Origin of the sequence: Streptomyces sp. NPDC087440, from assembly GCF_044744005.1 — a bacterium.
In the GTDB taxonomy this organism is placed as follows: Bacteria; Actinomycetota; Actinomycetes; order Streptomycetales; family Streptomycetaceae; genus Streptomyces.
In genome coordinates this window covers 65,312-86,821 of record NZ_JBIUXN010000017.1, presented here as the reverse complement: position 1 = coordinate 86,821, position 21,510 = coordinate 65,312, and the positions used below count along the sequence as shown (strand labels likewise).

The window sequence follows — 21,510 nt, the reverse complement described above, 5'->3', positions numbered from 1 at the left end:
GGCGCGGTCGGCCTGCGCCGTGCGCCGTTCAGCTCCGTATCGCCACGGCGAGCGCGAGGCCGCCGCGCGAGCGGACCAGGACCGGCACCGACTCCCCGCCGTACGAGGCGGTCAACACGTCGTCGGACAAGGTCAGTTCGATGCGCCAGAACACGAAGTCGCCGAGGGACTCGATGCGGTTGAGCGCCTTGAAGGCCGCCTCCTTGGCGACGAACAGCTCGGCCGGAACGTACCGTCCGTCCGGTACGAGCAGGTCCTGCCGCTCCCGCCGGCGGAAGGTGAACCGGCCCATGCGGTCGGTGACGATCGCGTTCTCGACGTCGACGCCGACCGCCTCCGCGCCGGGCACCACCGCCGCGACGGCCAGATGCTCGGTGTGGGAGATCGAACCGGCGAACCCCGGTGGGAAGACGGGCCGCCCGACCGGGTCGCGCGGGACGGCCACCTCGGAGGATCCGGCCGAGGTCAGGGCCTCGGCCGCCGCGGTGCGGCCCGCCGCGAACTGCTCGGCCGGCCCGTGCGGCCACGGCACCGGCTGGATGCCCAGCCGGGTCGGCGCCGCGATGTGTGTGAAGAGTTCCGGCAGTTCGGCCACCGTGTGCCCTTCAATCGCCCAGGCGCAGGGCCGCGACGTGACCGGCCAGCGAGTCGATGGAGCGCAGCACCTCGGGCTGGAGGTCGTCGTCCCACTCGAACCCGAAGGCGTCCTCCATGGCGACCAGCAGGCTGACCAGCCCGGTGGAGGAGACTCCGGCCTCGCGCAGCGACAGATCGCCCGGGAAGCTGCTGATGAACCGGTCCTGGCCGAACAGCTCGGCCAGCAGGGCGCGGATGCGCCGCGCGATGCTCTCGGTGCCCGCGTCGGCGGCCGGGCCGCTGCCGGTGCTGCTGCCGCTGCCGGTGCCGGTGTGCGCGGGGGAGAGGGTGTCGGTGTCAGGCATGGGCTTCCGTCTCCGCCACGAACTTGAGGATCATCGACTGGAAGGACTCGGGGTCGTCGAAGAACGGCACATGGCCCGCGTTGGGCATGATCTCGCAACGGCCCCGCGGGAACAGCGCGGCCACCTGACGGCCCCGGCCGGGGCTGAGCAGGATGTCGTCGTCGCCGAGCACGACCAGCGTCGGTGCGCCGATCCGGGTCAGCAGTTGGGAGCTGGGGTCGCCCTCCTGGACCAGGGACAGCCCGTTGGCCAGTTCCTCGGGGGTGTTCATCGCCATGAAGCTCTCGCGCAGCCCCAGGAAGCCCGGCGTGCCGCCCTCCTCGTTCATCTCGCCCGCGATCACCTCCGGGTACATGTGGTTGTACAGACCGGCGATGCCCTGGGTCTGCAGGGTCACCCGCCAGGCCCGGTTCAGTTGGCGGTGCCTGCGCATGCCCGTCAGCCCGAAGACCGGCCCGGCCAGGATCAGGCCGCGCACCCGGTCCGGGTGGGCGAGCGCCACGTCCCGGGCGAGCTGGGTGGAGGCGGAGGTGCCGACCAGGTAGGTCGACTCGATCTCCAGCGCGTCGAGCAGACCGATCAGGTCGGCGGCGTGCTCCTGCCAGCTCGGCTCCTTCGCCAGCTTCCCGGACGCACCGTGGTTGGCCAGGTCGTACGTCACCACCCGGTGGTGCTCCGCGAGCTCCCCGGTGATCGACCGCCAGAACGGGGCGCTGAGGAAGAAGTTGTTCAGGAAGGTGATCGGGGTGCCGCTGCCCACGGACTCGTAGTAGAGCTCGACGCCTTCCCGCACCTGGGCGCGGCGGGCGTCGGGGGGATAGGACAGGTCCATCTGTTCCTGCTCATCGGCTGCCATGGTTCTCCACCTGTTGCTGGTTGTCGGGGTGTTGCCGGTTGTCGGGGTGCCGCGCGCCCGCGAGGACGGGGGTGCGGGCCAGGACGGGGGCGAAGCCGCGGACGACGTCGGCCGCGGCCCGTTCCTCGGGGACGTCCGCGCAGGACAGTCCGCAGTACAGGGCCATCTCCTCGATCCGGCCGGTGGTCGCCTCGGTGGGCACCGCCGAGCTGAACCGGGGGATGAGGTACGGCCTGCCCTCGACCACGGTGCGGCCGATGAACGTCCGGGGCTGGTGCGGATCGGCGGTGACGGACGTCGCGAGGACGCGGTGGCGTCGGCCCGGCCAGCCGATCTCGTACACATCGGTGATCACGGTGTCGTGCGCTCCGGCGCCGGTGACCGCCGCCTTGAAGACGGGGTGGGCGCGCGACTCGTGGGCGACGACGAAGGCGGTGCCGAGCAGCACCCCGTCGGCGCCCGCGGCCAGCGCCCGTGCGGCCTGCCGGGGCGAGCCGATGCCGCCCGCGGCGACCAGGCAGGCATCCGGCACCCGGGTGCGCAGGGCGGCGACCAGGTCGTCCCGGCGCGCGGTGCCGAGCAGATGCCCGCCGGCCTCGATGCCCTGGGCCACCACGACCGCGCCCGAGGCGGCCGCGCGCACCCCGTCCTCGACGGTCCCGACCTGGACCACCGCCGCGCGCCCCGCCGCCGCGACCCCGGCGAGCACCGGGCTCCGGGGCATCCCGAAGAACGACAGGTGCACCCGCCGCGGCGTCTCGGCCAGGACCTGCGCCACCTGACGTTCCAGCTCGGCGTCGCCGACCACCTCGGGGATCAGATTGACGCCGACCGGCCGGTCGGTGCCCGCGACGAGCCGGGCGAGCATCGCCGACAGGGCTTCGCCGACCAGCTTGTAGCCGCCCGCGCACCCGGCCGCCCCGGCGTTGGACACCGCACACGCCAGTTCGCTTCCCGCGACCCCGCCCATGCCGGACTGCAGCAGGCTCACCTCGACGCCCAGCACCTCGGCCAGCGGCGGACGCGTCGACCGGTGCATCAGCTCAGGCTCTCGACGGCGGACGCGGCGGCCTCGGCACTGCCGAACCGCTCGGTCAGGGTGTGCACCCACCGCTCCAGCCCGAAGGCCAGGCAACTGGTGTGCGCGGTCTCCGCACCGGCACGGATCCCGCACCGCTCGCCGAAGAAGTTGCGGTGGTAGTTGACCGACCCGATGGCCAGCCCGTTCACCACGAACTCCTCCTTCACCGGGAACAGGCGCTGCATCTTGGCCTTGCCGCCGTTCTTGTCGAAGAAGGGGTCGGTGGCCACCTCCAGCTTCAGGTCGAGGCCCAGCTCGCCGCAGAGCGCCGTCACCGCCTGCTTGGCCCGTACGAGATGGCTCTTGGCCGTGTCCTCGGGGCCGACGCAGACGATCTCCCGCATGGAGAAGCCGAGCAGCCGCTGCAGACCCCGGTAGTGGTCCTCGTTGCGGAAGCAGGTGCCGACCGTGGTGCGCAGCACGCCCTCCTCGGGGAGTTCGGCCCCGCGCAGGTTCAGGTAGACCGAGTAGCACGCCGCGGACGGCAGGGCGAACGCGGCCGGCTCCATCACCTGCGCCGGTATCCGCTCCACCGGCCGGACCGCGTCGCCCAGCGCCGCGGCCAGCCGCCCGGGGTCGAGCCGGGTCGCGGCGAGCCCCAGGTGCGGGAAGTTGTCGTAGTAGTCGAAGGTGTCCAGGTCCTGACAACGCATCAGGAACGGGAAGCGGAACTCCGGGGCCCGCCAGTCGGCGGCCAGGCCCAGGATCACCCCGTCGATCGCCCGGTACAGACGCAGCTGTGCGCCGTCCAGGACTTCCAGACCGGTGCCGGTCGCGTACGTGGTCATGCTGCCGCCTCCTTCACGAAGAACCGGGAGTCGATGGCCCTCAGGGTGCGGAAGTCGTCCAGGTCCAGGTCCTCGGGGTCGATCGTCTTCCCCGTCAACTCCTCCAGCAGGAAGATGAATTCGATGAACGCCAGGGAGCTGATGGCCCGGCTGTCGATCAGGTCGAGATCGTCGGCGACACTGTCGAGCCGGGGATTGCGCTCCAGAATGAACGCTCGGACCTCTGTCATCGGATCGGTGCTCGTCATGCGATGTCCTCCCGTCCCACACCGGACTTGGTCAAGAAACGCCGGGTCCGCTTGAGCACCTGGTCGTGCGCCTCGATGCGCGCGGGGTGGCTCAGCGCGCGCCGCCGCAGGGCGAGGGCGTCCGGAATGCCCGCGTCGCGGTAGGCCGCCGGGTTGTAGAGCGTGGCGATGCTGTACTGCAGGTAGCTCTCCAGGTACTCCGCCACCAGCGGCACCTCCTGCGGATGCCGCTGCTTGACCTGGTTCAGCAGCTCGGTGAAGACCATCCGGCCGAACGCCACGTGCCGGCTCTCGTCCACGTGGTGCACCCGGTTGACCTCACGGGCGATGAACGGCAGGGACGCGTCCGTCGCCATGTGCGCGTTGTAGTAGTCGACGATCTCCTCGAAGATCAGGATGCGCGCGAAAATGATCATCTCGCGGGACGTCCGGGAGAGATGGTCGACCGAATCCGCCCGCAGCGACGGCTGGCTCGGGTACAGCCGGCCGCCGTACCGCAGACAGAACTTGGAGAAGAACCACATGTGTTCGTTCTCCTCGCCGATGAAGTGGTGCAGGAACTCCGAGACGTTGGCGTACGTCGGCTCGTGGATGCGCAGCACCACCTCGGTGAGCAGCTCGCGGATGCCGTGGACGTTGAGGCTGAAGAAGTTGATCGCCTCGGACCGGGTCAGGGCGAGCTGCTGCTCACGGGTCAGCTCGTCCCACATCGGGGTGCCGCCCAGCGTGGTCAGCTTCTCCGACATCCACGGCATGTCGGGCTCGATGGTGTCCGGCCAGTCGAACATCGTGTACGGGTTGTAGTAGCCGGACTCGGCGAGATTCTCCAGCCGGTCCAGGTCAAGGGTGACCGGGGCTACCTCGGTGGCCGCCATTGTTCTCCTCTCCTTGTCAGATGTGTTCGGCGCAGGGCTCTGTGCGCGGGGGGCGGGGGACGTGTTCAGCGCAGGGCTTCAGCGGAGGGCTTCAGCGCAGGGCGCGGATGTCCGCGTGCACCTGGACCGGCTCCAGCGAGCCGCAGCCGTGGTGGGCGAGACCGACGTCGGCGGACGCGGTGGACGGGATCACCTTGTTGTAGACCGAGCCCAGACACAGCTGCTGGAACGCCTCGGTGTTCCCCGGAAGCCGCCCGGCCAGCTGCGCCTTCGCGATGTCGACGGTCTTGACCGCCCCGTCCTCGTCCTCGACCTCGACACAGGCGTGCGGCAGGTCCAGGGCCCCGCCCAGCACGCCGCAGAACCAGCCCCGCCGGGCCACGGCCCGGTGTCCGGCCGCGCGGAACTGCTCGGCCAGGAACAGGCTCGCCGCGATACAGCTCGTCGCGCCCAGCCGGTGCACCAGATCGTGGTCGGCCTGCATCGGGACGGGCAGCATCTGCCAGCGGTAGCCCGCGTCCAGGTAGTCGTGGGTCAGCGTGCGCAGGACGGGGGAGCGCAGCGGGCCGAGCGCACCGGTCGTGGTGACCTTCGCCGTGTACCGGGCCGATCCCGGGCCCGGCTGCGGGGCCGTCACCTCGGCGAGGTGCCCCCCGAACCGGGAGGGCTCGGGGGCCTCGAACCGCCACGGCGCCGCCCCGTCGCACTCCGGGCACTCCAGGTCGACCCGGAAGTCCCAGGACTTGGGGCCCAGCAGCGCGTCGACCGGTCGGCCGGCGAAGCGGAACAGCATGCGGAACGCCAGCTCCGGCTGTGTCGTCCCCTTCCCCGAGTACATCCCGAGGTTGTAGAGGTCGTTCACGTCGAAGTGGCGCACCGCGTCCCGGGTCTCGAACGGCAGGCCCGCGTCGATCAGCGTGTCGAGATCAGCCCGGTCGCAACCCAGCATCTCCCGTGCCGCCGATTCCGGCTGATTCCTCACGGAATACAGGTCGGGAACAAATTCGATGGAACCTGCGATTTTCTCCCAGGACAGTTCAGTGACGGATTTTCGGTTCGACACCGACTACCTCCCCAGGTATCCGTTCTCACCGGCTGAATTTCAACCGGTAAAAGGAACCTAACAGTGGTGTGTCAGGGGCCGACAGATTCACCGCACATGAGGGTGCATGCATTTTGCACGGCGCGTCGACCGCGTCAGATCCACTGTTCTTCCCGCGCGATGCGGAGCGCGTCAATGCGATTGCGCGCACCGATCTTCGCCACCACGGACGAGATGTAATTGCGCACGGTCCCTTCGGACAGGAAAAGTCGCGCGGCGATCTCCTCCAGCGTGTCGCCCTGGTCCAGACGCTCCAGCACGGCCAACTGCCGAGGTGACAGCGGGCAGTTGGCACCCGTCACCGCCGGGACCGTCAACTCGGTGTCGAAGGCGCGTTCACCCTGGTGCACCAGGTGCACCGCCTCGAAGAACCGGCGGGGTGGCGCACCCCGTCGCACCATTCCGGCAATCTCGCCGTCCAGGGCGCGACGTACGACCGACCGAATGCAGGCGGTCGCGACCAGAAGGGTCCTGCTGCCCGGAAGAATCGCAATCTTCTCGGCGATGTCGACCGTTTCGTTGTCGCGTCCGTCGAAACTGATGACAGCGACATCCGGACGATGCAGTTCCGCGAACTCCAACGCGGCGAGTCTGCTGCCCGTGCTTTTTGTGACCGTGACCCCCGGCTGCTGATCAAGCAATGCCGAGAGCGCAGACCGAGACAAATGGAGATCGTCGAAGACCATCACGTCTATGCTCACTCAGATTCCTCCGATCAGTGCGCCGACCGTTCTCTGGAAGAACCGGCGGCGCAGCATCGTGACACGGAGGGTCTGGGGGAATTCTGGATGCGTTCTTCAGACGGTGCACGCCGTTCTTCAGACGGTGCACGTCGCTCTTCGGAGACGGTGTACGTCGGTCTTCACACGGCGTACGTCGCCCGAGCGGCGCCCGTCAGCACGCGGACAGCGGCAGCGCGAGGAGGTCGACGCCGTCGGGCGGCCCGGTGAGGCGACCGGCCGTCGTCCAGCCCCAGCGCCGGTAGAGCGCGTGGGCCGGCGCCGCCCTTGACGCGGCGAGTACGGCGTGGTGCTCCGGGCGGTCGGCCAGGAGCAGGTCGAGCAGGGCGCGGCCGTGCCCGAGGCCCCGCGACTCCCGGACGACGGCGAGCTCGTAGACGTAGAAGAATGGCCGATGCAGCCAGGGCGGGGCGGGCGCCTCGGCGCGCGGGTGCCACCAACCGCTCTCCCGGCGCACTCCGTAGGCGAAGCCGCCCAGTGCCCCGGCGTCGTCGTGCACGGTGGTCACGCAGAAGCCGGGCAGGGCCGCGTGTGCGGCGAGCTGCCCGGCGAAGGCGTCGGCGTCCTTCTCGTCCTCGTGGTACGGCGCCTCCCGGTACACCCGCAGGTATACGTCCCGGAGTGTTGCGGGACAGGGGACTTCGGCCGAGCGTTCAGGCATGGTCGACAGTCTCCCGCAGGGCGGCCACGGGCAGGGTGCGGTTCAGCCGGGCCAGCACGGCGACCGCCGCGAGGCAGCACACGCCCAGGACGAGCCAGGGCAGTTCGGGCCGCGCGGTGAGCAGCTGGGTGAACACCGCGGGGGCCGCCACCTTGGCCAGCCCCCACATCAGCTCCTCCAGACCCAGGTACCGGCCCCGGACCCGGGCGTCGGCCATCGACACGATCAGCGCGCTGCTGGTGGGGGCCTGCAACAGCTCCGCGACGGTGAACACGACCATGCCCAGGGCGAGTCCGGCGAAGGCGAGGGTGGTGTCGGCGGTGGGGACACAGGCGAACACGGCGAAGGACACGATCCACAGCACCGCCGCCACCTGGAGCACCCGCGGCCGTCGACGGCGCTCGATCGCCTTCGCCACCCAGGTCTGCGCCAGCATCACCAGCCCGGTGTTGATCGCGAACAGCATGCCGGGCTGCCAGGCGGGCAGGCCGCGCGCGTCGATGACGTACGCACTCAGCAGGACGGTCAGCGCCAGGTCGCACAGGGCGAACACCAGGACGGTGACCAGGAATCCGAGGAAGGCGCGGTCGGCGAGGACCTCCCGGTACCCGCCGCGCTCGCCGACCGGGCGGACCACCGGCCCGGGCGCGGTGCCCGGCAGTACGGTCAGCGGTCGCCAGGTCCCGATGAGGACCGCCGTGACCAGGAACGACGCGGCGTTGAGCAGGACCACCAGGGTGTAGCCACCGCCTCCGTCCCAGGCGACCAGCAGGCTGCCGAACAGACCTCCGGCGCCGAATCCGACGTTGCGCAGCGAGCGTTGCATGGCGTACCAGCGCGTCCGCTGCCCCTCGTCGGCGATGTGCGCCACCAGCGCGGTGGCCGCGGGGCGGAACAGGCTCTCCCCGCACAGGGTGGCCGTCACCAGGAGGACGAGCTGCCACCGCGCGTCGGTGAACACGTACCCCGTGAAGGTGGCCACCCGGATCAGATTGCTGGCGATCATCACCGCGCGCGGCCCGAACCGGTCGATCAGCGGACCCGCGAGCGGCCCGGCGGGCAGCGAGATCAGCGCGGCGACCGACAGCATCACACCGACCGTGGTCAGCCCGATGTCCTTGGCCGCGTGGAAGTACACCACGGCGAAGGGCAGGAAGAGCCCGGTGCCCAGGGCGTCCACGGCCTGCGCGACGACCAGCGGGCCGCGCCCGCGGGTGTTCGGCAGCCCGAGGGTGTCGATGACGGCCATGTGTGCCCCCAGAACTCGTCGATGTGCGAAAGGTGCGTGCGGCCGCGTGGTACGGCAGGTGTGCGCGCGGCGGGAATCAGGCGTGCGGCAGCGGAAAGACGTTGTACTCCTGTTCAGCCAACGGGCGCACGCGCCAGCCGAGTTGCACGCCCGCGCGGCCGATCCGCCCGTCGCCCCACATCGGCATCCCCGCGGGGAAGTTCGACACCAGCCCGGGCACGATGGTGTGCGCGGCGGCGAAACCGGCCGCCGACACGTCACAGGTCGTCAGATCGACGCTGATCACCTCGAAACCCCGCTCCTCGACCTGCCGGCGGTACGTCGACAGACGGCGCTCGGCGAGCCGGGGGAGCGTCTGCCAGGAGCGCGTGGGCAGGTCGGTGACCCACGGGGCGACCCGCTCGGCGGCCCGCGGGTCCAGGTGGAGCTGCTGCTGGCACAGCAGGTCCCGTACGTCGCCGAAGTCGGCGGCGTAGGAGTCGAGATAGCGGCGGTCCGCCCGGTACGGCTTCAGGTTGCCCAGGTGGGGCAGTTCCTCCTGCCCGCCCGCCAACGCCTTCTCGTCGTCCAGGAAGTGGCAGGTGTGGTGCAGGGTGAACCCCTCGGCCAGCGCCTTCGCGGCCGCCTCCACCGGGTCGGGCCGTGTGGCGAACCCGATGGTCAGCCGCCCGTGTTCACGGTCGGACACCGCCGCGGCCAGGACCGGCACGTCGAACTCGTTGTCCAGGTGGATCAGCGTGATGTCGTACGCGTCCAGGCTGTCGCCGACCAGCTCCCGGACCGAGTCCGGCAGCGGCAGCCGGGGCAGGCGTGCGGCGTTGGCCCACCACAGCATGGTGGTGTCGCGCTCGATCACCTCCTCCAAGCCCGAGGTGACGGCGTGTTCCTCGCTCGTGCCCGCGGCCACCCCGGCCACCAGGGGGTCCGCGTAGGCGAGAGGGTCGTGCTCGCCGTGGGCGACCAGGAAGGCGGGCACCCACACCGGCTCACCGGTGGTCCAGGACCGGCCCTCGACCCAGGCGCATTCCGCGTCCACGGTCAGCGGGGCGAAGGGGAAGCCCGCAGTGGCGTACTGCTGCGGCGAGTACAGGTGCAGCCTGCGCGGGTCGAGGGCGGGCACCTTGGCCCGGCGCAACTGGGCGTGGCTGGCGAACCGCAGCCGGTCCTCTGGCAGCCTGCTGCCGCAGTAGCGCTCGACCGCCTCGCCCACGGCGCTGCGCCGCGCACCCTCGAAATCGGACCACGAAGTGCCGAACGCCTGACGGTCGTTGGGCCAGTCGGCGACGCGCCGCATGTCGGCGACGTCGACCGCGCAGGTCCGCAGCAGGGCGGGCATGCCGGGCAGCGGTGCGAGCTCGTGGACGGCGGTGACCACGCCGACCTGGTCGTCGACGAGCAGATCCGTCGCGGCGTCACCGCGCCCGAAGGGCCGCGGCCGGGTCGGCACCGGCAGTACGGTGCGCTCGACGCGGCTCAACCGGCGTGCGTCGAGCTCGACTTCGGGGACGCCGTCCCCGCCCGCGAGCCAGCGCTCCAGGTACGCGGCGCCCTGCGCGGCGATCCAGCGGGCGTCGGCGGCGGTGCCGGGCGCGGTGCCGGTGGCCGGTGCGTCCTGCAGCGCCTCGACGATGCGGGGATCGACGGCCGCGGCCAGGCGCCGCTCCCGTACGTCCCTGAAGTCCGCCGTGCTGCCGGGGACGATCGCGGGGCCGAGGAACGCCCGGCCCAGTTCGCGGCGCAGCGGCAGCCAGCGCAGACCGAGTGCGGCGCACTGCGCGTCGATGCGGGTCAGTTCGGTGTGGGCGGGGTGGGTGAAGGCGGCGATCAGCACGGTGGTGCCGAGGTCGCCGCCGAGCGTGTCCGCGGTGAGGTCCTCGGGGGCCGGGGCCACCAGCGCGTAACCAGCCGGTGCGAGAGCGTGGGCGAGCGGTCCGGTGAGCGCGGGCGCGCCGGTGAGCAGGACCGTCGTACGCGAGCGCCGTGCGGCCCCGGCCGCCTCGTCCGGTCCCGGGCCCTCCTGCAGGCACCCGTCCTGCCGCAGTACGTCGATCACCTCCGCGTATTCCGGCGGCATTCCCGAAAGAACCTCGGCACGCGTCCTGGTCCCGTCGAGAAGGGACGCCCAGGCGCGGAATGCGGCCGTGGGTGCGGAAATGCGGAACTGGCCGCCGCCGGGCGTGGCGACAAAACAGAGATCCTGCTCGATGTCGTAGATCTCCACGTCCACGAGCCGCAGCGTCGAGTCCTCTGTCGCAGATGACATATCGGCCTCATCAAAAGGAAAAGCAGGGGCGGATGCATACGGAAAGTCCCCGGACCCGGGTTTCCCCGGGGCCGGGGTGGGACGACCCGGACCTGCTGAACAGGCCTGTGGTCAGTGCTTACTTGACCTGCTGCTCGACAGTCCCGCCGAAACTACTTGGCGACCGAGCGGTTGTGGACGACAGCGCGGTTGTGCACGACGGCGCGGTTGTGGACGACAGCGCGGTTGTGCACGACGGCGGTGACGGCGGTCTCGGTCTTGATGGTGGAAATCACGGAATTGCCTCCCATGGCTGAGGTGAATCTTCGGGGTGGGTTGTGCGTTGACAGGAATGAATCTACGAGCATGTCGACGGGCTTCCCAGATGTATTCGGCACCGGTGGGTATGCATATTGCACTGCCGGTGGAAGGGCCGGATGTGCGTGCCCGAGCACGGCAAGCCGGCAGCCGCAACCCGCCCCCGTCACGGCGGCCCTCCTCGTCCCGCGCCCCCGCGGCCCGCCCCCGTCGCGGCAGCGCTTCCGCCCCCGCCGCCCCCCCCTCCCGCCACCCCCTCCCGCGTCCCCGGAACCGCAGGTCAGCGGGTGGCCTGTACCGGAGTGCTCTAGGACCGCTTGAGGATTCCTAATAAAACGGGGCGGGCGGTTTTGTTTTCGGGTATCGTCGTCCCGTCAAGCCATCCGAACCGGAGATGCCTCAGGAGGCCCTGATGTTCGATGTGTTCGCGGCGGGCGGCCCGCCCACGCCGCAACCCGCCGACGGAGGACAGCCTGCGGTGGAGCTGGTGCCCATCGCGTCCCTGACGGCGGCGGATTCACCGCGCGCCACGGGAGAGGACGCGGACCACGTCGAGACCCTCGCGGAAACCTGCAACGTACTGCCGCCCATCGTGGTGCACCGGCCGACCATGCGCGTGGTCGACGGCGTCCACCGGCTGCGGGCCGCGGTGCTGCGCGGCGAGGAGAGCATCGAGGTCCGGTTCGTCGAGGGCTCGGCCGAGGACGCCTTCGTCCTGGCCGTACGGCTCAACGCCGAGCACGGCCTGCCGCTCTCCCGCAAGGACCGCCTCTTCGCGGCCGAGCGCATCATCGCCGGCCACGTCCACTGGTCGGACCGGCGCATCGCCGAGGTGACCGGCCTCGCGCCGACCACCATCGCCTCCTTGCGCGAGCGTTCGACCGTCCAGGTCGAGCAGTTGAACGCCCGCACCGGACGCGACGGACGCTCCCGGCCGGTCAACGGGGCCGCCGGGCGGCTCCGGGCGGGTCAGATCGTCGCCGAACGCCCGGAGGCCTCGCTGCGCGAGATCGCCCGCGAGGCGGGGATCGCCCTGGCCACCGCCCGCGACGTCCGGCTGCGGGTCCGCGAGGGAAGGGACCCCGTACCGCCCAAACTGCGGGAGGCTGCCCCGGCGAGCCACCCGGCCGAGACGGTGCAGGAGAAGGCCGAGCGGCCGAATCGGGCGGTCCCGGCGGCCGCGGTGACGCCGCCCGTCGTGCGCAGCCGGCCGGAGCCGGTGCTCGTGTCGGACGCCGGACGGCTGGCGAACCTGGCCCGGGACCCCTCCCTGCGCTTCTCCGAAGGGGGCAGGGCGCTGCTCCAGCTCCTCGCGCCCAACGCCCTCGACGACGAGAAGTGGAAGTGGCTCATGGGGGCCGTGCCGGAACACCGCTACGCCGACATCGCCCGCGCCGCCCGGCACTGCGGCGAGCGGTGGATCAGTTTCGCCGAAGGGCTGGAGCACGGCAACAGCGCGCCCACGGGCCGGGCCGTCTGAACGGGGAACAGAAGACGGCAGGGCAGCGGAGTGCGCCCGTGAAATCCCCTGTTCCAGGGGTGCACTTCGGGAGCGACTGTTAGCATACGAACTCGCCGGTTTGTTTGACGCGAGACGCGGGTGGCTCGGGTCAAGGAGGAAGAAGAGAAGAGGGTGGCATGGCGCAGCAGGAGCGGGCGGTCCGCACACGACGGACGATCCTGACCGCCGCGGCCGAGGTCTTCGACGAGCTCGGCTACGAGGCGGCCACGATGTCCGAGATCCTCGGGCGGTCCGGTGTCACCAAGGGAGCGCTGTACTTCCACTTCTCCTCCAAGGAGCAGCTCGCCCGTGAGGTGCTCGAGGAGAACGCCCAGGTCGTCCCCACCGTTCCGCACCAGGACCTGCAACTGCAGAAGGCCGTCGACACCGGCATGCTGCTCGCCCACCTGATGGTGCGCGACCCGGTGCTGCGCGGCGGTGTCCGCCTCGCCCTGGAGCAGGCCGGGCACAGCAGGGTGGACCGCAGCGTGCCGTTCGTCGCCTGGGCCGAGGCGAGCCGCGATGTGTTCCAACAGGCCAAGGAGCAGGGCGAGTTGCAGCCGCACCTCGATCCCGCGGCGCTCGCGGAGGTGTTCGTCGGAGCGTTCGCGGGCGTGCAGCTGATGTCGCAGGCGCTGAGCGGGCGCGAGGACCTCGCCGCCCGGGTGTCCTCGCTGTACCGCGTACTGATGGCGGGCGTCGCGGTCCCCAGCGTCCTGGTCCAGCTGGACGTGGCCCCGGACCGAGGGGCCCGGGTGCACCGGGCCATCGAGGAGGAGCAGCACTCCCGGGAACGCATCCGCGTCGCCGGGCGCAGCTGAGCACCACAACAGCAGCGAACCGGCGCAGCACAGCACCGCAGGCACGGCAGAGCACCGCAGGATCGGCAGAGCACCGCAGGATCGGTCAGCAACGGCAATTTCCGCAGTCACGGCGCGAGTTCATACGGGGAAGTGCACTCATGACGGTACCGGCTTGTCCCTACGCCATAGACCTGACGGGCAGTCGTCTCGCGGAGGAGGCCGCCGAACTCAGACGGCACGGCCCCGCGACACAGGTCGCCCTGCCCGGCGGCGTCACGGCCTGGGCCGTGACCCGGCACGCGGCCGTGAAACAGCTCCTGGTCGACCCCCGCGTCTCCAAGGACGCCCGACGGCACTGGCCCGGCCTGGTCGACGGACGCATAGGCGCCGACTGGCCGCTGTACCACTGGGTCAGCGCGGAGAACATGCTCTCCGCCTACGGCGAGGAACACAGCCGGCTGCGCCGCCTCGTCTCCGGCGCCTTCACCGCCCGCCGCAGTGCCGCCCTGCGGCCCCGCGTCGAAGCACTGACCACCGGCCTGCTGGACGCCCTCGCGGCCCGGCCCGCCGGAGCCACGGTGGACCTGATCGCCGACTTCGCGCTCGAACTGCCCGTCCAGGTGATCTGCGAGCTGTTCGGGATCGCCGACGCGGGCGACCGACTGGCCCTGCGCGACGGGCTCAGCGTCTCCTTCCGCACCTCCGCCACCGCCGACGAGGTGCGCGCCGCCCAGACCACCCTGCACGAGGTGCTCACCCTGCTGGTTGCAGTCAAACGCCTCGCCCCGGCCGACGACCTCGCCTCCGCCCTGATCGCGGCGCGCGACCAGGACGGCAGCCGGCTGAGCGAGAGCGAACTGGTGGACACCCTGCTGCTGATGATCGGCGCCGGGTACGAGACCACCGTCAACCTGCTGGGCAACGCGATCGTCGAACTCCTCGCCCACCCCGAGCAGTTGCAGCACGTGCGCGACGGCGCCGCCGACTGGAACGCGGTGGTCGAGGAGACGCTCAGGGCGCGCGGCCCCGCCGCCTACGTACCGCTGCGGTTCGCCCTCGAGGACATCGACCTCGGGGACGGTGTGGTCATCCGGCAGGGCGACCCCGTCCTGATCTCCTTCGCGGCCACCGGCCTGGACCCGGACGCACACGGCCCCGACGCCGAGACCTTCGACGTGCTCCGCCGCGAGCGGAGCGACCACCTCGCCTTCGGGTACGGGGTGCACCGCTGCCTGGGCGCGTCCCTGGCCCGCGTCGAGGCGGCCGCCGCCCTGCCCGCGCTGTTCGACCGCTTCCCCGACCTGCGCCTGGCCGTTCCGGCGGCAGAGCTCCGGCCGACGGTCTCCTTCATCACCAACGGCCACCGCGCCGTCCCGGCGATCCTCACCCCCCTGGCCGACCGGTGATCGCGGTCACCGGAGCGACCGGCACCGTGGGCGGGCAGGTGGCCCGACTCCTGGCCGCCGACCATCGCGTACGGCTGCTCGTCCGCGACCCGCACCGGGCCGCGAAGCAGGGCGTGCCCGGGCAGGCGGTCGCCACCGACCTCGGAGACCGGGCGTCCCTCGACGCCGCCCTGGCGGGCGTGCACGCCCTGTTCCTGCTCACGGCGAACCCGCTACTGCCCCACCACGACCCGAACATCCTCGACGCCGCCCGCCGCAGCGGCGTACGGCACATCGTTAAACTCTCCGCCCTCGCCGTGGCCGACGAGCACGCCGACGACCTGATCACCCGCTGGCAGCGCCGCAACGAAACCCTGCTGAAGGACTGCGGAGTGCCGTGGACGATCCTGCGGCCCCGTGCCTTCATGTCCAACTCCCTCGCCTGGGCCGCCTCCCTGCGCACCACGGGCGTCGTCCGGGCCCCGGACGGCACCTCCCGCAACGCGTGCGTCGCCCCCCAGGACGTCGCGGCCGTCGCCGCCCAGGCCCTGACCGGCCCCGGCGGACAGGCCCTGACCCACCCGCTGACCGGCCCCCAGGCGCTGTCCGCCGAGGAACAGACCGCCGTCCTGGCACAGGTGCTCGGCCGACCGGTGCGGTTCGAGGCCATCACCCTGGAACAGGCGTACGCGGCCTGGGCCGCGAAGTACCCCGAACCCGTCGCCCAGGCCCTCCTGCACAGCGCGCGCCGCCAGCGGGACGGCGCCAAGCAGGACACCGACCCCACCGTCGAGACGCTCCTCGGCCGCCCCGCACAGACCTACCGCCAGTGGGTGCGGCAGCACCGCCGGCAGTTCCTGTGACCCGACAGTTCCCACGACCCCGATCGGAAGGGTTCCCATGTCCAGTCGCCCCAGCGGAGTGGTGATCGTCGGCGGGGGGCCCGTCGGCATGCTGCTCGCCGCCGAACTCGGCGCGTACCGCGTGCCCACCACCGTCCTCGAAACCCGGACCGCCACCTCGGACGAGCCCCGGGCCGGCACCCTGCACGCCCGCACCACACAGTCCCTGGCCCGGCGCGGCCTGGCCGCCGGGGTGTCGGACGCCGACGTGACGGGGGAGAAGTCCGAACCGTTCCACTTCGCGGGCCTGCCCGGGCTGACCCTCACCGCCCCGGCGGCCGAGCCGCCGATCATCGTCAAGCAGTCCCAGGCGGACCTGGAACGCCGTCTGGAGACCGTCGCCCGCCGCCGCGGGGTACGGGTGCTGCGCGGCCACCGGGTACGCCGCATCGACCAGGACGCCGACGGCGTGCAGGTCCTCGCCGAGGCGGACGGCGGTACGACACTGCGCCTGCGGGTCGCCTACGCGGTCGGCGCCGACGGAGCCCGCAGCACGGTCCGCGACCAGTGCGGCTTCACCGCCGACACCCACGCCCCGACCGTGTCCGCCCTGATGGGACAGGTGCGTTTCGCCGACCCGGCGGGCGTGCCGCTCGGCTGGCAGCGCACCGCCCGCGGCTGGACCTCCGCCAAGTGCGACGCCGAGGGCCACGGCCGACTGCTCACCCTGGACTGCCGGGGCCCGCACCCCGACCGGGGCAGCGACCCCACCCTGGCGGAGCTGGGTGCCGAGGTCGAACGCATCACCGGCCGGCCCGTACCCCTGGCCGAAGCGTTCCATCTCTCCCGGTTCAACGACTTCTCCCGGCTGGTGACCTGCTACCGGCAGGGCCGCGTCCTGCTCGCGGGCGACAGCGCCCACGTCCACTTCCCCGTCGGCGGCCAGGGCCTGAACACCGGCCTGCTGGACGCGCTCAACCTCGGCTGGAAGCTCGCCCACACCCTCAACGGACTCGCGGGCCCCGACCTCCTCGACACCTACGACCGCGAACGCCGCCCCGCCGCCCTGCGCGTGGTCGACAACACCAGGGCCCAGCTCGCCCTGATGCGCCCCGACCCCGAACTCGACGCGCTGCGCGCCCTGATGAGCGAACTCCTGCCGCTGCCCGAGGTGAGCGGACACCTCGGCGGCATGATCAGCGCCCAGGACACCCGGTACCCCGCGGACAGCGGACCGGCATCCGTCTGGGAGGGCCGCTTCCTGCCCAACCACCCCCTGGCCGAGGACGGCACCGACGTGATCACCCTGCTCGGCGAGGGGCGCCCGGTGCTGCTCCTGAGCGAGGACGTCCCGGCGCCCGCCGGGGCCGACGGCTGGGCGCACGTACTGCGCACCTCGCGGGTGGCCGGACGGCTGGAGGGCGGCGTGGACGCCGTGGTGGTGCGCCCGGACGGGTACGTCCTGTGGAGCTCCGACGGCGGCGACCTCACCGGCACGCTGCACCGGTGGTTCGGCGCGCCGGTGAGCGGCGAGCGGGGGGCGCGGCGGGTCCGTACCGTGACGACGGCCGCAGCGGTCTCGGCCTCCGGCCTCTGAGGGCGGGCCCGCACACCCGCACGGCGACGCGAAGGGGCCCCGTCACCCGGCAGGTGACGGGGCCCCTTCGCGCCCTGCGGACGCCGCCCGGGGGCGGCGTCCCGGTGCGCTCAGTGAACCGGCTGCAGTTCCCGGGCCGCCTGGGTCGGCGCCCCGAGGATGGACTGCTGGAGCCGCTGCACGGATGCGCTCGGCTCCAGGCCCAAGTCCCGCACGAGCGCGGCACGCAGGCGTTGGTAGACGCTCAGGGCCTCGCCCGCGCGGCCCGCGCGGTACAGGGCCAGCATGAACTGGCCGCACAGGCTCTCGTTGAGGTGGTGCTGGTGGACCAGGACGGTCAGTTCGGGCAGCAGTTCACGGTGCCGCCCCAGGATCAGGTCCACCTCGATGCGCCGGTCGAGCGCACACAGCCGGGCCTCCTCCAGGCGCCTGGCCTGTACGTCGAGATGCCGGCCCCGGTCCACGTCGACGAGCGCGGGTCCCGTCCACAGGGCGAGCGCGGCGTGCAGCAGACGGCCCGCCCCGGCGTGGTCGCCCGCCTCCATGGCCTGGTACCCCTCGGTGCTGAGCCGGTCGAAGGTGCGGAAGTCGACGGTGCCGTCGCCCGGTTCGAGCAGATAGCCGCCCGCCCGGGTCACCAGCACGTCCTTGGAGCTGCGCGGTCCGCCGCCGGGTGCCTGGTCGAGTGCCGCGTCGATCAGCTCCCGCAGCCGCAGGACGTAGGTCTGCAGTGTGGTGCGGGCGCTCCGTGGCGGCCGGCTGCCCCAGAGTTCCTCCACCAGCAGCGAGGCCGGCACCAGTCGGCCCGCGTTCACGGCGAGCAGGGCGAGGACCTGGCGCGGCTTCGGCGCGGTCGGGACGATCTCCGTGCGGTCCAGGCGTGCCGCGAAGCCGCCGAGTATCTGAATGTCCATGTCTCTTCCCAGGTCCGTAGGGGGGCGCCCGCGGAACGGGACGCGAGCGGTGGGTGTCGCAGGGAACTAGGGGCGTACTGGAGAAGAATTAAACAGCACGGCCGGTTCTTTTTCTAGGGGGTCGGCGCATGGGCGGGCGCCGTGAAGAGCAGTCGAAGTTTGCGCTTACAAACACAACAAACCGCCGATGCGGTTTGTTAATGTGGAAGCTGGACGGGCGGGCCCTGCGGACAGCACGGGCCGCTCCGTACGGGGACGCCATCTCCAGGCCCGACGACGGGCGGATGGAGCGGATCGGGAGCGACGGAGCACTTCGATGGTCAAGCAGGAACGTGCCGTACGGACCCGCAGCGCGCTCATCGGTGCTGCGGCCGACGACTTCAGCCGCATGGGGTACGCCCCCGCCTCGCTCCTGGCCATCAGCCGCCGCGCCGGTGTGACCAGCGGGGCGCTGCACTTCCACTTCCCGACCAAGGACGCCCTCGCCTCCGCGGTGGTGGCCGCCGCCTGCCACCGGCTGCGCGGCATCGTGGAGCGCCGCGAACGCCGGCCCTCGCGCGCCGGGGGCCTGCAGCTCCTGATAGACGTCGGCCACGACCTCGTCGAGCAGTTGCAGGACGACGTGGTGCTGCGCGCGGGGTTCGACCTGGACGGCGACCCCGGATGCCCGGAGGACGTGGGTGACGTGCGCCGTTACTGGCACCAGTGGGTGCGCTCGACGCTGGAGGGCGCCCAGCGGGCGGGGGAGTTGCGGCCGGACACCTCGGTCGAGCACGTCGCCGGCGCGCTGTTCGTGTGCACGGCGGGCATGCAGTTGCTCGGACGACGGGACGTGCGGTGGGTCTCGCACAGCACGCTCAGCCGGTTCTGGAACCTGCTGCTGCCCCGGATCGCCCGCGACGAGGCGGGGCTGGACGTCACAGGGGCGCGCTGAGGCGCGGAAGGTGTGATTCCGGCCTGGTGCGACGGATCATTTTTGGCCAAGTAGCCGAGCTCGCGCGGGACGTGCGGCACGGGTCCGCAGCCCCTTGGCGCCTCCCCCGGCGGGCCGCCGGGGCAACGACGAGTGCAGGCAGGGCGGTTGGCGGGTGCCCCCCGCGACGCTCATGCACGTCCGGCAGCCGGACGGGAGTCCTCAGTCGAGGGAAGCCCGGAAACCGTGGGTGCCGGAGATTTTCCTTTGCAGCCGCCTGAACTAAACCGGTGCGCCCGTATATTTTGTGCTCGCCCTTTCGAACACGTCGTTGTCCCCCTGTGATCCGGCAAGAAGAAGGGAACCCCCCATGACCCTGGTCGTGCGCCCTCAGCAGTACTCCGTCGACTCCGTCGTGCAGGGCGTCGAGGAACTGCCGCGGCTGACCACCACCGTCCCCCGGGAGTACGTGCACCGGGCCTCCCTGGCCGAGGTCTTCCTCACCGGATGCCGCCAGATCGAGGGCACCCGCTTCGAACTGACCGGGCAGTGGCCGCGCGCCCACACCTTCTTCACCACCCCGGACGGGACCCAGCACGACCCCATGCAGGCCGCCGAAACCATTCGCCAGGTCGGGCTCTACCTCGCCCACTCGGAGTTCGGCGTGCAGCTGGGGCACCACTTCCTGTTGCGGGACATGGAGTTCACCGTGTGTCCGGAGCACCTGGGGATCGGGCGACGCCCCAGCGAGCTGGTCCTCGAAGCCGTCTGCACCGACGTGAAGTGGAGAGGCACCCGCCTCGTCCAGTTCGCCATGGCCATCACCATCGACCGCGAGGGGCACCAAGTGGCCCGCGGCAGCGGGCACTTCACCTGCGTCGCACCGGCCGCCTACCGCCGCCTGCGCGGTGCGCGCGCCGAGCTGGACGCCTCGGCGCTGCAGCGCCCGGTGCCCGCCGACCCCCGCCGACTGGGGCGCGCGCACCCGGCCGACGTCGTCCTGTCGGCCACCGACCTGCCGGGCCGCTGGCTGCTCAGCCCCGACACCCGCCACCCCATCCTGTTCGAGCACGGCGGCGACCACATACCCGGGATGGTGCTCATCGAAGCCGCGCGGCAGGCGGCCTGCGGGGCGGTCGAGGCGCCGAACGTCCTGCCGGTCGGCGCCGCCACCGAGTTCTTCCAGTACGCCGAGTTCGGCGCCCCGTGCTGGATCGACGCGGTCCCCGTCACGGCCGCTCGGTCCGCCCTGCACACCGTGGACGTCAGCGGACGGCAGAACGGCAGCGAGGTGTTCCGCACCCGGATGAGCGTCCTCGAGGTCTGAACGGCCGAAACCGGCACCACCGTACGCGAAAGGGTCCGCCCCGGACGGGACGGACCCTTCACGTACCTCTCTGCACTGATGGGGACAGCCCCGCCGGGCGGGAGCTCAGGGGCAGCCGACCACCTGCGCCGCGAACGACAGACCCGCACCGAAGCCGAGCAGGAGAACCGGGGCACCCTGGGGCACCTCGGCACGCTCCACCAGCTTGGACAGCGCCAACGGCACGCTGGCGGCGGAGGTGTTCCCCGAGTCCACGACATCGCGCGCGATGACCGCGTTGGTGGCACCGATCTTGCTGGTCACCGCCTCGATGATGCGCAGGTTCGCCTGGTGCGTGACGACCCCGGCCAGCTCGGACGGGTCGAGGCCGGCCGCCTCGCAGGCCCGGCGGGCCACCGGCGCCAGGGACGTCATCGCCCACCGGTAGACGACGTGCCCGTCCTGCCGGAACAGGGCGGGCGGTCCGGTCGGACCGGAGGTGCCCAGGGTGATCGCACTGCCCCGCTCGGGCAGCGACCCCCACACCGCCGGACCGATGCGGTCGGGGCCCGCGGCCTCGGTGGCCGTGACGACCGCCGCGCCCGCCCCGTCGCCGAAGATGACGCAGGTCGTCCGGTCCTGCCAGTCGAGGAAGTCGCTCATCTTGTCCACACCGACGACCAGCGCGGTGCGGGCGCTGCCGCCGCGCACCGCCAGATCGGCCGTGGCGAGCGCGTACGTGAATCCGGCGCACGCGGCGTTGAGGTCGAACACGGCCGCGGCGGGAACGCCCAGCCGGGCGGCGACCGTGGCGGCGACGCTGGGCATCCGGTCCACCGCCGTGCAGGTCGCGACGATCACCAGGTCGACGTCGGCGGCGTCCGCCCCCGCCCGGGCGAGCGATTTGGCGGCGGCGACCGTCGCCATGTCGGCGACGCTCTCGTCCGCGTCCGCGACATGGCGGGTGGCGATGCCGACCCGGGACCTGATCCAGGCGTCGGAGGTGTCGACCAGGGCGGCCAGGTCGTCGTTGGTGAGCACACGGGTCGGCTGATGGTGGGCGACGGAGACGATCCGACTGCCGGGCTGGGAAGCGGTCACGGTTCCTCCAAGGGTCGTGGTCCGGGTCGTGGTCCGCAGAGCGAGGT

22 protein-coding genes are annotated in these 21,510 nt (G+C 71.8%); 7 read left to right on the top strand and 15 right to left on the bottom strand.

Translation table 11 applies throughout. The features are described 5' to 3' along the window. Positions 1 to 28 precede the first annotated feature (28 nt). The 13 genes from ACIO3O_RS29250 to ACIO3O_RS29190 all read right to left on the bottom strand — a co-directional run bounded on the left by ACIO3O_RS29250 (position 29) and on the right by ACIO3O_RS29190 (position 11,079). Positions 29 to 595, bottom strand: coding sequence for a hypothetical protein (locus ACIO3O_RS29250; protein WP_401750965.1), 567 nt, complete (start codon positions 593 to 595; stop codon positions 29 to 31). Positions 596 to 605: 10 nt separating this feature from the next. Beyond that, positions 606 to 941, bottom strand: coding sequence for a phosphopantetheine-binding protein (locus ACIO3O_RS29245; RefSeq protein ID WP_401750962.1), 336 nt, complete (start codon positions 939 to 941; stop codon positions 606 to 608). Further along, the gene (locus tag ACIO3O_RS29240; protein ID WP_401750959.1) at positions 934 to 1,797 is read right to left on the bottom strand and encodes an alpha/beta fold hydrolase; all 864 of its coding nucleotides are present in this window, start codon (positions 1,795 to 1,797) and stop codon (positions 934 to 936) included. The genes ACIO3O_RS29245 and ACIO3O_RS29240 overlap by 8 nt, the downstream gene beginning before the upstream one ends. Further along, the gene (locus ACIO3O_RS29235) at positions 1,784 to 2,836 is read right to left on the bottom strand and encodes an NAD(P)H-dependent flavin oxidoreductase (RefSeq protein ID WP_401750958.1); all 1,053 of its coding nucleotides are present in this window, start codon (positions 2,834 to 2,836) and stop codon (positions 1,784 to 1,786) included. Before ACIO3O_RS29235 ends, ACIO3O_RS29240 begins: the two co-directional genes overlap by 14 nt. Next, a complete protein-coding gene (locus ACIO3O_RS29230) occupies positions 2,836 to 3,666 on the bottom strand; it encodes a hypothetical protein (RefSeq protein ID WP_401750955.1) in 831 nt (276 codons plus the stop codon). Before ACIO3O_RS29230 ends, ACIO3O_RS29235 begins: the two co-directional genes overlap by 1 nt. Further along, complete coding sequence (locus ACIO3O_RS29225; RefSeq protein ID WP_401750953.1) at positions 3,663 to 3,914, bottom strand: acyl carrier protein; 252 nt, start codon at positions 3,912 to 3,914, stop codon at positions 3,663 to 3,665. The genes ACIO3O_RS29230 and ACIO3O_RS29225 overlap by 4 nt, the downstream gene beginning before the upstream one ends. Further along, on the bottom strand, positions 3,911 to 4,789 hold the full coding sequence (locus ACIO3O_RS29220; protein ID WP_401750952.1) for a diiron oxygenase: 879 nt from the start codon (positions 4,787 to 4,789) through the stop codon (positions 3,911 to 3,913). Before ACIO3O_RS29220 ends, ACIO3O_RS29225 begins: the two co-directional genes overlap by 4 nt. Positions 4,790 to 4,880: 91 nt before the next feature. Beyond that, entirely contained in the window at positions 4,881 to 5,771 is an 891-nt protein-coding gene (locus ACIO3O_RS29215) for a hypothetical protein (RefSeq protein WP_401750949.1), read from the bottom strand. Between the two features lie 215 nt (positions 5,772 to 5,986). Then, positions 5,987 to 6,592: a response regulator transcription factor gene (locus ACIO3O_RS29210; protein ID WP_401750947.1), complete on the bottom strand. Its 606-nt coding sequence runs from the start codon at positions 6,590 to 6,592 to the stop codon at positions 5,987 to 5,989. Positions 6,593 to 6,785: 193 nt separating this feature from the next. Beyond that, positions 6,786 to 7,292 carry a GNAT family N-acetyltransferase gene (locus ACIO3O_RS29205; protein WP_401750945.1) on the bottom strand — a complete coding sequence of 169 codons (507 nt, stop codon included), beginning with the start codon at positions 7,290 to 7,292 and terminating at the stop codon, positions 6,786 to 6,788. Then, on the bottom strand, positions 7,285 to 8,541 hold the full coding sequence (locus ACIO3O_RS29200; protein WP_401750944.1) for an MDR family MFS transporter: 1,257 nt from the start codon (positions 8,539 to 8,541) through the stop codon (positions 7,285 to 7,287). The genes ACIO3O_RS29205 and ACIO3O_RS29200 overlap by 8 nt, the downstream gene beginning before the upstream one ends. Before the next feature lie 76 nt (positions 8,542 to 8,617). Beyond that, positions 8,618 to 10,804 (bottom strand): YcaO-like family protein, encoded by a 2,187-nt coding sequence (locus tag ACIO3O_RS29195; protein WP_401750941.1) that lies wholly within the window; start codon positions 10,802 to 10,804, stop codon positions 8,618 to 8,620. A gap of 152 nt (positions 10,805 to 10,956) precedes the next feature. Further along, positions 10,957 to 11,079: a hypothetical protein gene (locus tag ACIO3O_RS29190; RefSeq protein ID WP_401750939.1), complete on the bottom strand. Its 123-nt coding sequence runs from the start codon at positions 11,077 to 11,079 to the stop codon at positions 10,957 to 10,959. 434 nt (positions 11,080 to 11,513) lie between these two features. On the opposite strand from ACIO3O_RS29190, the gene ACIO3O_RS29185 reads away from it, so the two are divergent. From ACIO3O_RS29185 to ACIO3O_RS29165, 5 genes are all read left to right on the top strand, one after another. Next, entirely contained in the window at positions 11,514 to 12,581 is a 1,068-nt protein-coding gene (locus tag ACIO3O_RS29185) for a ParB N-terminal domain-containing protein (protein WP_401750937.1), read from the top strand. Between the two features lie 158 nt (positions 12,582 to 12,739). Then, complete coding sequence (locus tag ACIO3O_RS29180; protein ID WP_401750935.1) at positions 12,740 to 13,423, top strand: ScbR family autoregulator-binding transcription factor; 684 nt, start codon at positions 12,740 to 12,742, stop codon at positions 13,421 to 13,423. A gap of 140 nt (positions 13,424 to 13,563) precedes the next feature. Then, positions 13,564 to 14,811 (top strand): cytochrome P450, encoded by a 1,248-nt coding sequence (locus tag ACIO3O_RS29175; protein WP_401750932.1) that lies wholly within the window; start codon positions 13,564 to 13,566, stop codon positions 14,809 to 14,811. Beyond that, entirely contained in the window at positions 14,808 to 15,653 is an 846-nt protein-coding gene (locus ACIO3O_RS29170) for an NAD(P)H-binding protein (protein WP_401750929.1), read from the top strand. The genes ACIO3O_RS29175 and ACIO3O_RS29170 overlap by 4 nt, the downstream gene beginning before the upstream one ends. A 37-nt stretch (positions 15,654 to 15,690) precedes the next feature. Beyond that, the gene (locus ACIO3O_RS29165) at positions 15,691 to 17,229 is read left to right on the top strand and encodes an FAD-dependent monooxygenase (RefSeq protein WP_401750927.1); all 1,539 of its coding nucleotides are present in this window, start codon (positions 15,691 to 15,693) and stop codon (positions 17,227 to 17,229) included. A gap of 110 nt (positions 17,230 to 17,339) precedes the next feature. On the opposite strand, the gene ACIO3O_RS29160 is transcribed toward ACIO3O_RS29165, so the two are convergent. Then, positions 17,340 to 18,143, bottom strand: a complete 804-nt coding sequence (locus tag ACIO3O_RS29160; protein ID WP_401750925.1) for a BTAD domain-containing putative transcriptional regulator — start codon at positions 18,141 to 18,143, stop codon at positions 17,340 to 17,342. 316 nt (positions 18,144 to 18,459) lie between these two features. Here ACIO3O_RS29160 and ACIO3O_RS29155 point away from each other — a divergent pair, with 316 nt between their 5' ends. Both ACIO3O_RS29155 and ACIO3O_RS29150 read left to right on the top strand, forming a co-directional pair. Further along, positions 18,460 to 19,077, top strand: coding sequence for a ScbR family autoregulator-binding transcription factor (locus ACIO3O_RS29155; protein ID WP_401750924.1), 618 nt, complete (start codon positions 18,460 to 18,462; stop codon positions 19,075 to 19,077). 349 nt (positions 19,078 to 19,426) lie between these two features. Beyond that, the gene (locus ACIO3O_RS29150) at positions 19,427 to 20,383 is read left to right on the top strand and encodes a ScbA/BarX family gamma-butyrolactone biosynthesis protein (RefSeq protein ID WP_401750923.1); all 957 of its coding nucleotides are present in this window, start codon (positions 19,427 to 19,429) and stop codon (positions 20,381 to 20,383) included. A gap of 105 nt (positions 20,384 to 20,488) precedes the next feature. Here the strand turns inward: ACIO3O_RS29150 and ACIO3O_RS29145 are convergent, their stop codons facing one another. Beyond that, positions 20,489 to 21,463 carry a beta-ketoacyl-ACP synthase III gene (locus ACIO3O_RS29145; protein WP_401750920.1) on the bottom strand — a complete coding sequence of 325 codons (975 nt, stop codon included), beginning with the start codon at positions 21,461 to 21,463 and terminating at the stop codon, positions 20,489 to 20,491. Positions 21,464 to 21,510 lie beyond the last annotated feature (47 nt).

Excerpts from the sequence above, each read along its gene's own strand:
- ACIO3O_RS29245 (WP_401750962.1), bottom strand. The coding sequence starts at position 941 with ATGCCTGACACCGACACCCTCTCCCCCGCGCACACCGGCACCGGCAGC.
- ACIO3O_RS29240 (WP_401750959.1), bottom strand. The coding sequence starts at position 1,797 with ATGGCAGCCGATGAGCAGGAACAGATGGACCTGTCCTATCCCCCCGAC.
- ACIO3O_RS29235 (WP_401750958.1), bottom strand. The coding sequence starts at position 2,836 with ATGCACCGGTCGACGCGTCCGCCGCTGGCCGAGGTGCTGGGCGTCGAG.
- ACIO3O_RS29230 (WP_401750955.1), bottom strand. The coding sequence starts at position 3,666 with ATGACCACGTACGCGACCGGCACCGGTCTGGAAGTCCTGGACGGCGCA.
- ACIO3O_RS29225 (WP_401750953.1), bottom strand. The coding sequence starts at position 3,914 with ATGACGAGCACCGATCCGATGACAGAGGTCCGAGCGTTCATTCTGGAG.
- ACIO3O_RS29220 (WP_401750952.1), bottom strand. The coding sequence starts at position 4,789 with ATGGCGGCCACCGAGGTAGCCCCGGTCACCCTTGACCTGGACCGGCTG.
- ACIO3O_RS29205 (WP_401750945.1), bottom strand. The coding sequence starts at position 7,292 with ATGCCTGAACGCTCGGCCGAAGTCCCCTGTCCCGCAACACTCCGGGAC.
- ACIO3O_RS29200 (WP_401750944.1), bottom strand. The coding sequence starts at position 8,541 with ATGGCCGTCATCGACACCCTCGGGCTGCCGAACACCCGCGGGCGCGGC.
- ACIO3O_RS29195 (WP_401750941.1), bottom strand. The coding sequence starts at position 10,804 with ATGTCATCTGCGACAGAGGACTCGACGCTGCGGCTCGTGGACGTGGAG.
- ACIO3O_RS29185 (WP_401750937.1), top strand. The coding sequence starts at position 11,514 with ATGTTCGATGTGTTCGCGGCGGGCGGCCCGCCCACGCCGCAACCCGCC.
- ACIO3O_RS29180 (WP_401750935.1), top strand. The coding sequence starts at position 12,740 with ATGGCGCAGCAGGAGCGGGCGGTCCGCACACGACGGACGATCCTGACC.
- ACIO3O_RS29175 (WP_401750932.1), top strand. The coding sequence starts at position 13,564 with ATGACGGTACCGGCTTGTCCCTACGCCATAGACCTGACGGGCAGTCGT.
- ACIO3O_RS29165 (WP_401750927.1), top strand. The coding sequence starts at position 15,691 with ATGTCCAGTCGCCCCAGCGGAGTGGTGATCGTCGGCGGGGGGCCCGTC.
- ACIO3O_RS29160 (WP_401750925.1), bottom strand. The coding sequence starts at position 18,143 with ATGGACATTCAGATACTCGGCGGCTTCGCGGCACGCCTGGACCGCACG.
- ACIO3O_RS29155 (WP_401750924.1), top strand. The coding sequence starts at position 18,460 with ATGGTCAAGCAGGAACGTGCCGTACGGACCCGCAGCGCGCTCATCGGT.
- ACIO3O_RS29150 (WP_401750923.1), top strand. The coding sequence starts at position 19,427 with ATGACCCTGGTCGTGCGCCCTCAGCAGTACTCCGTCGACTCCGTCGTG.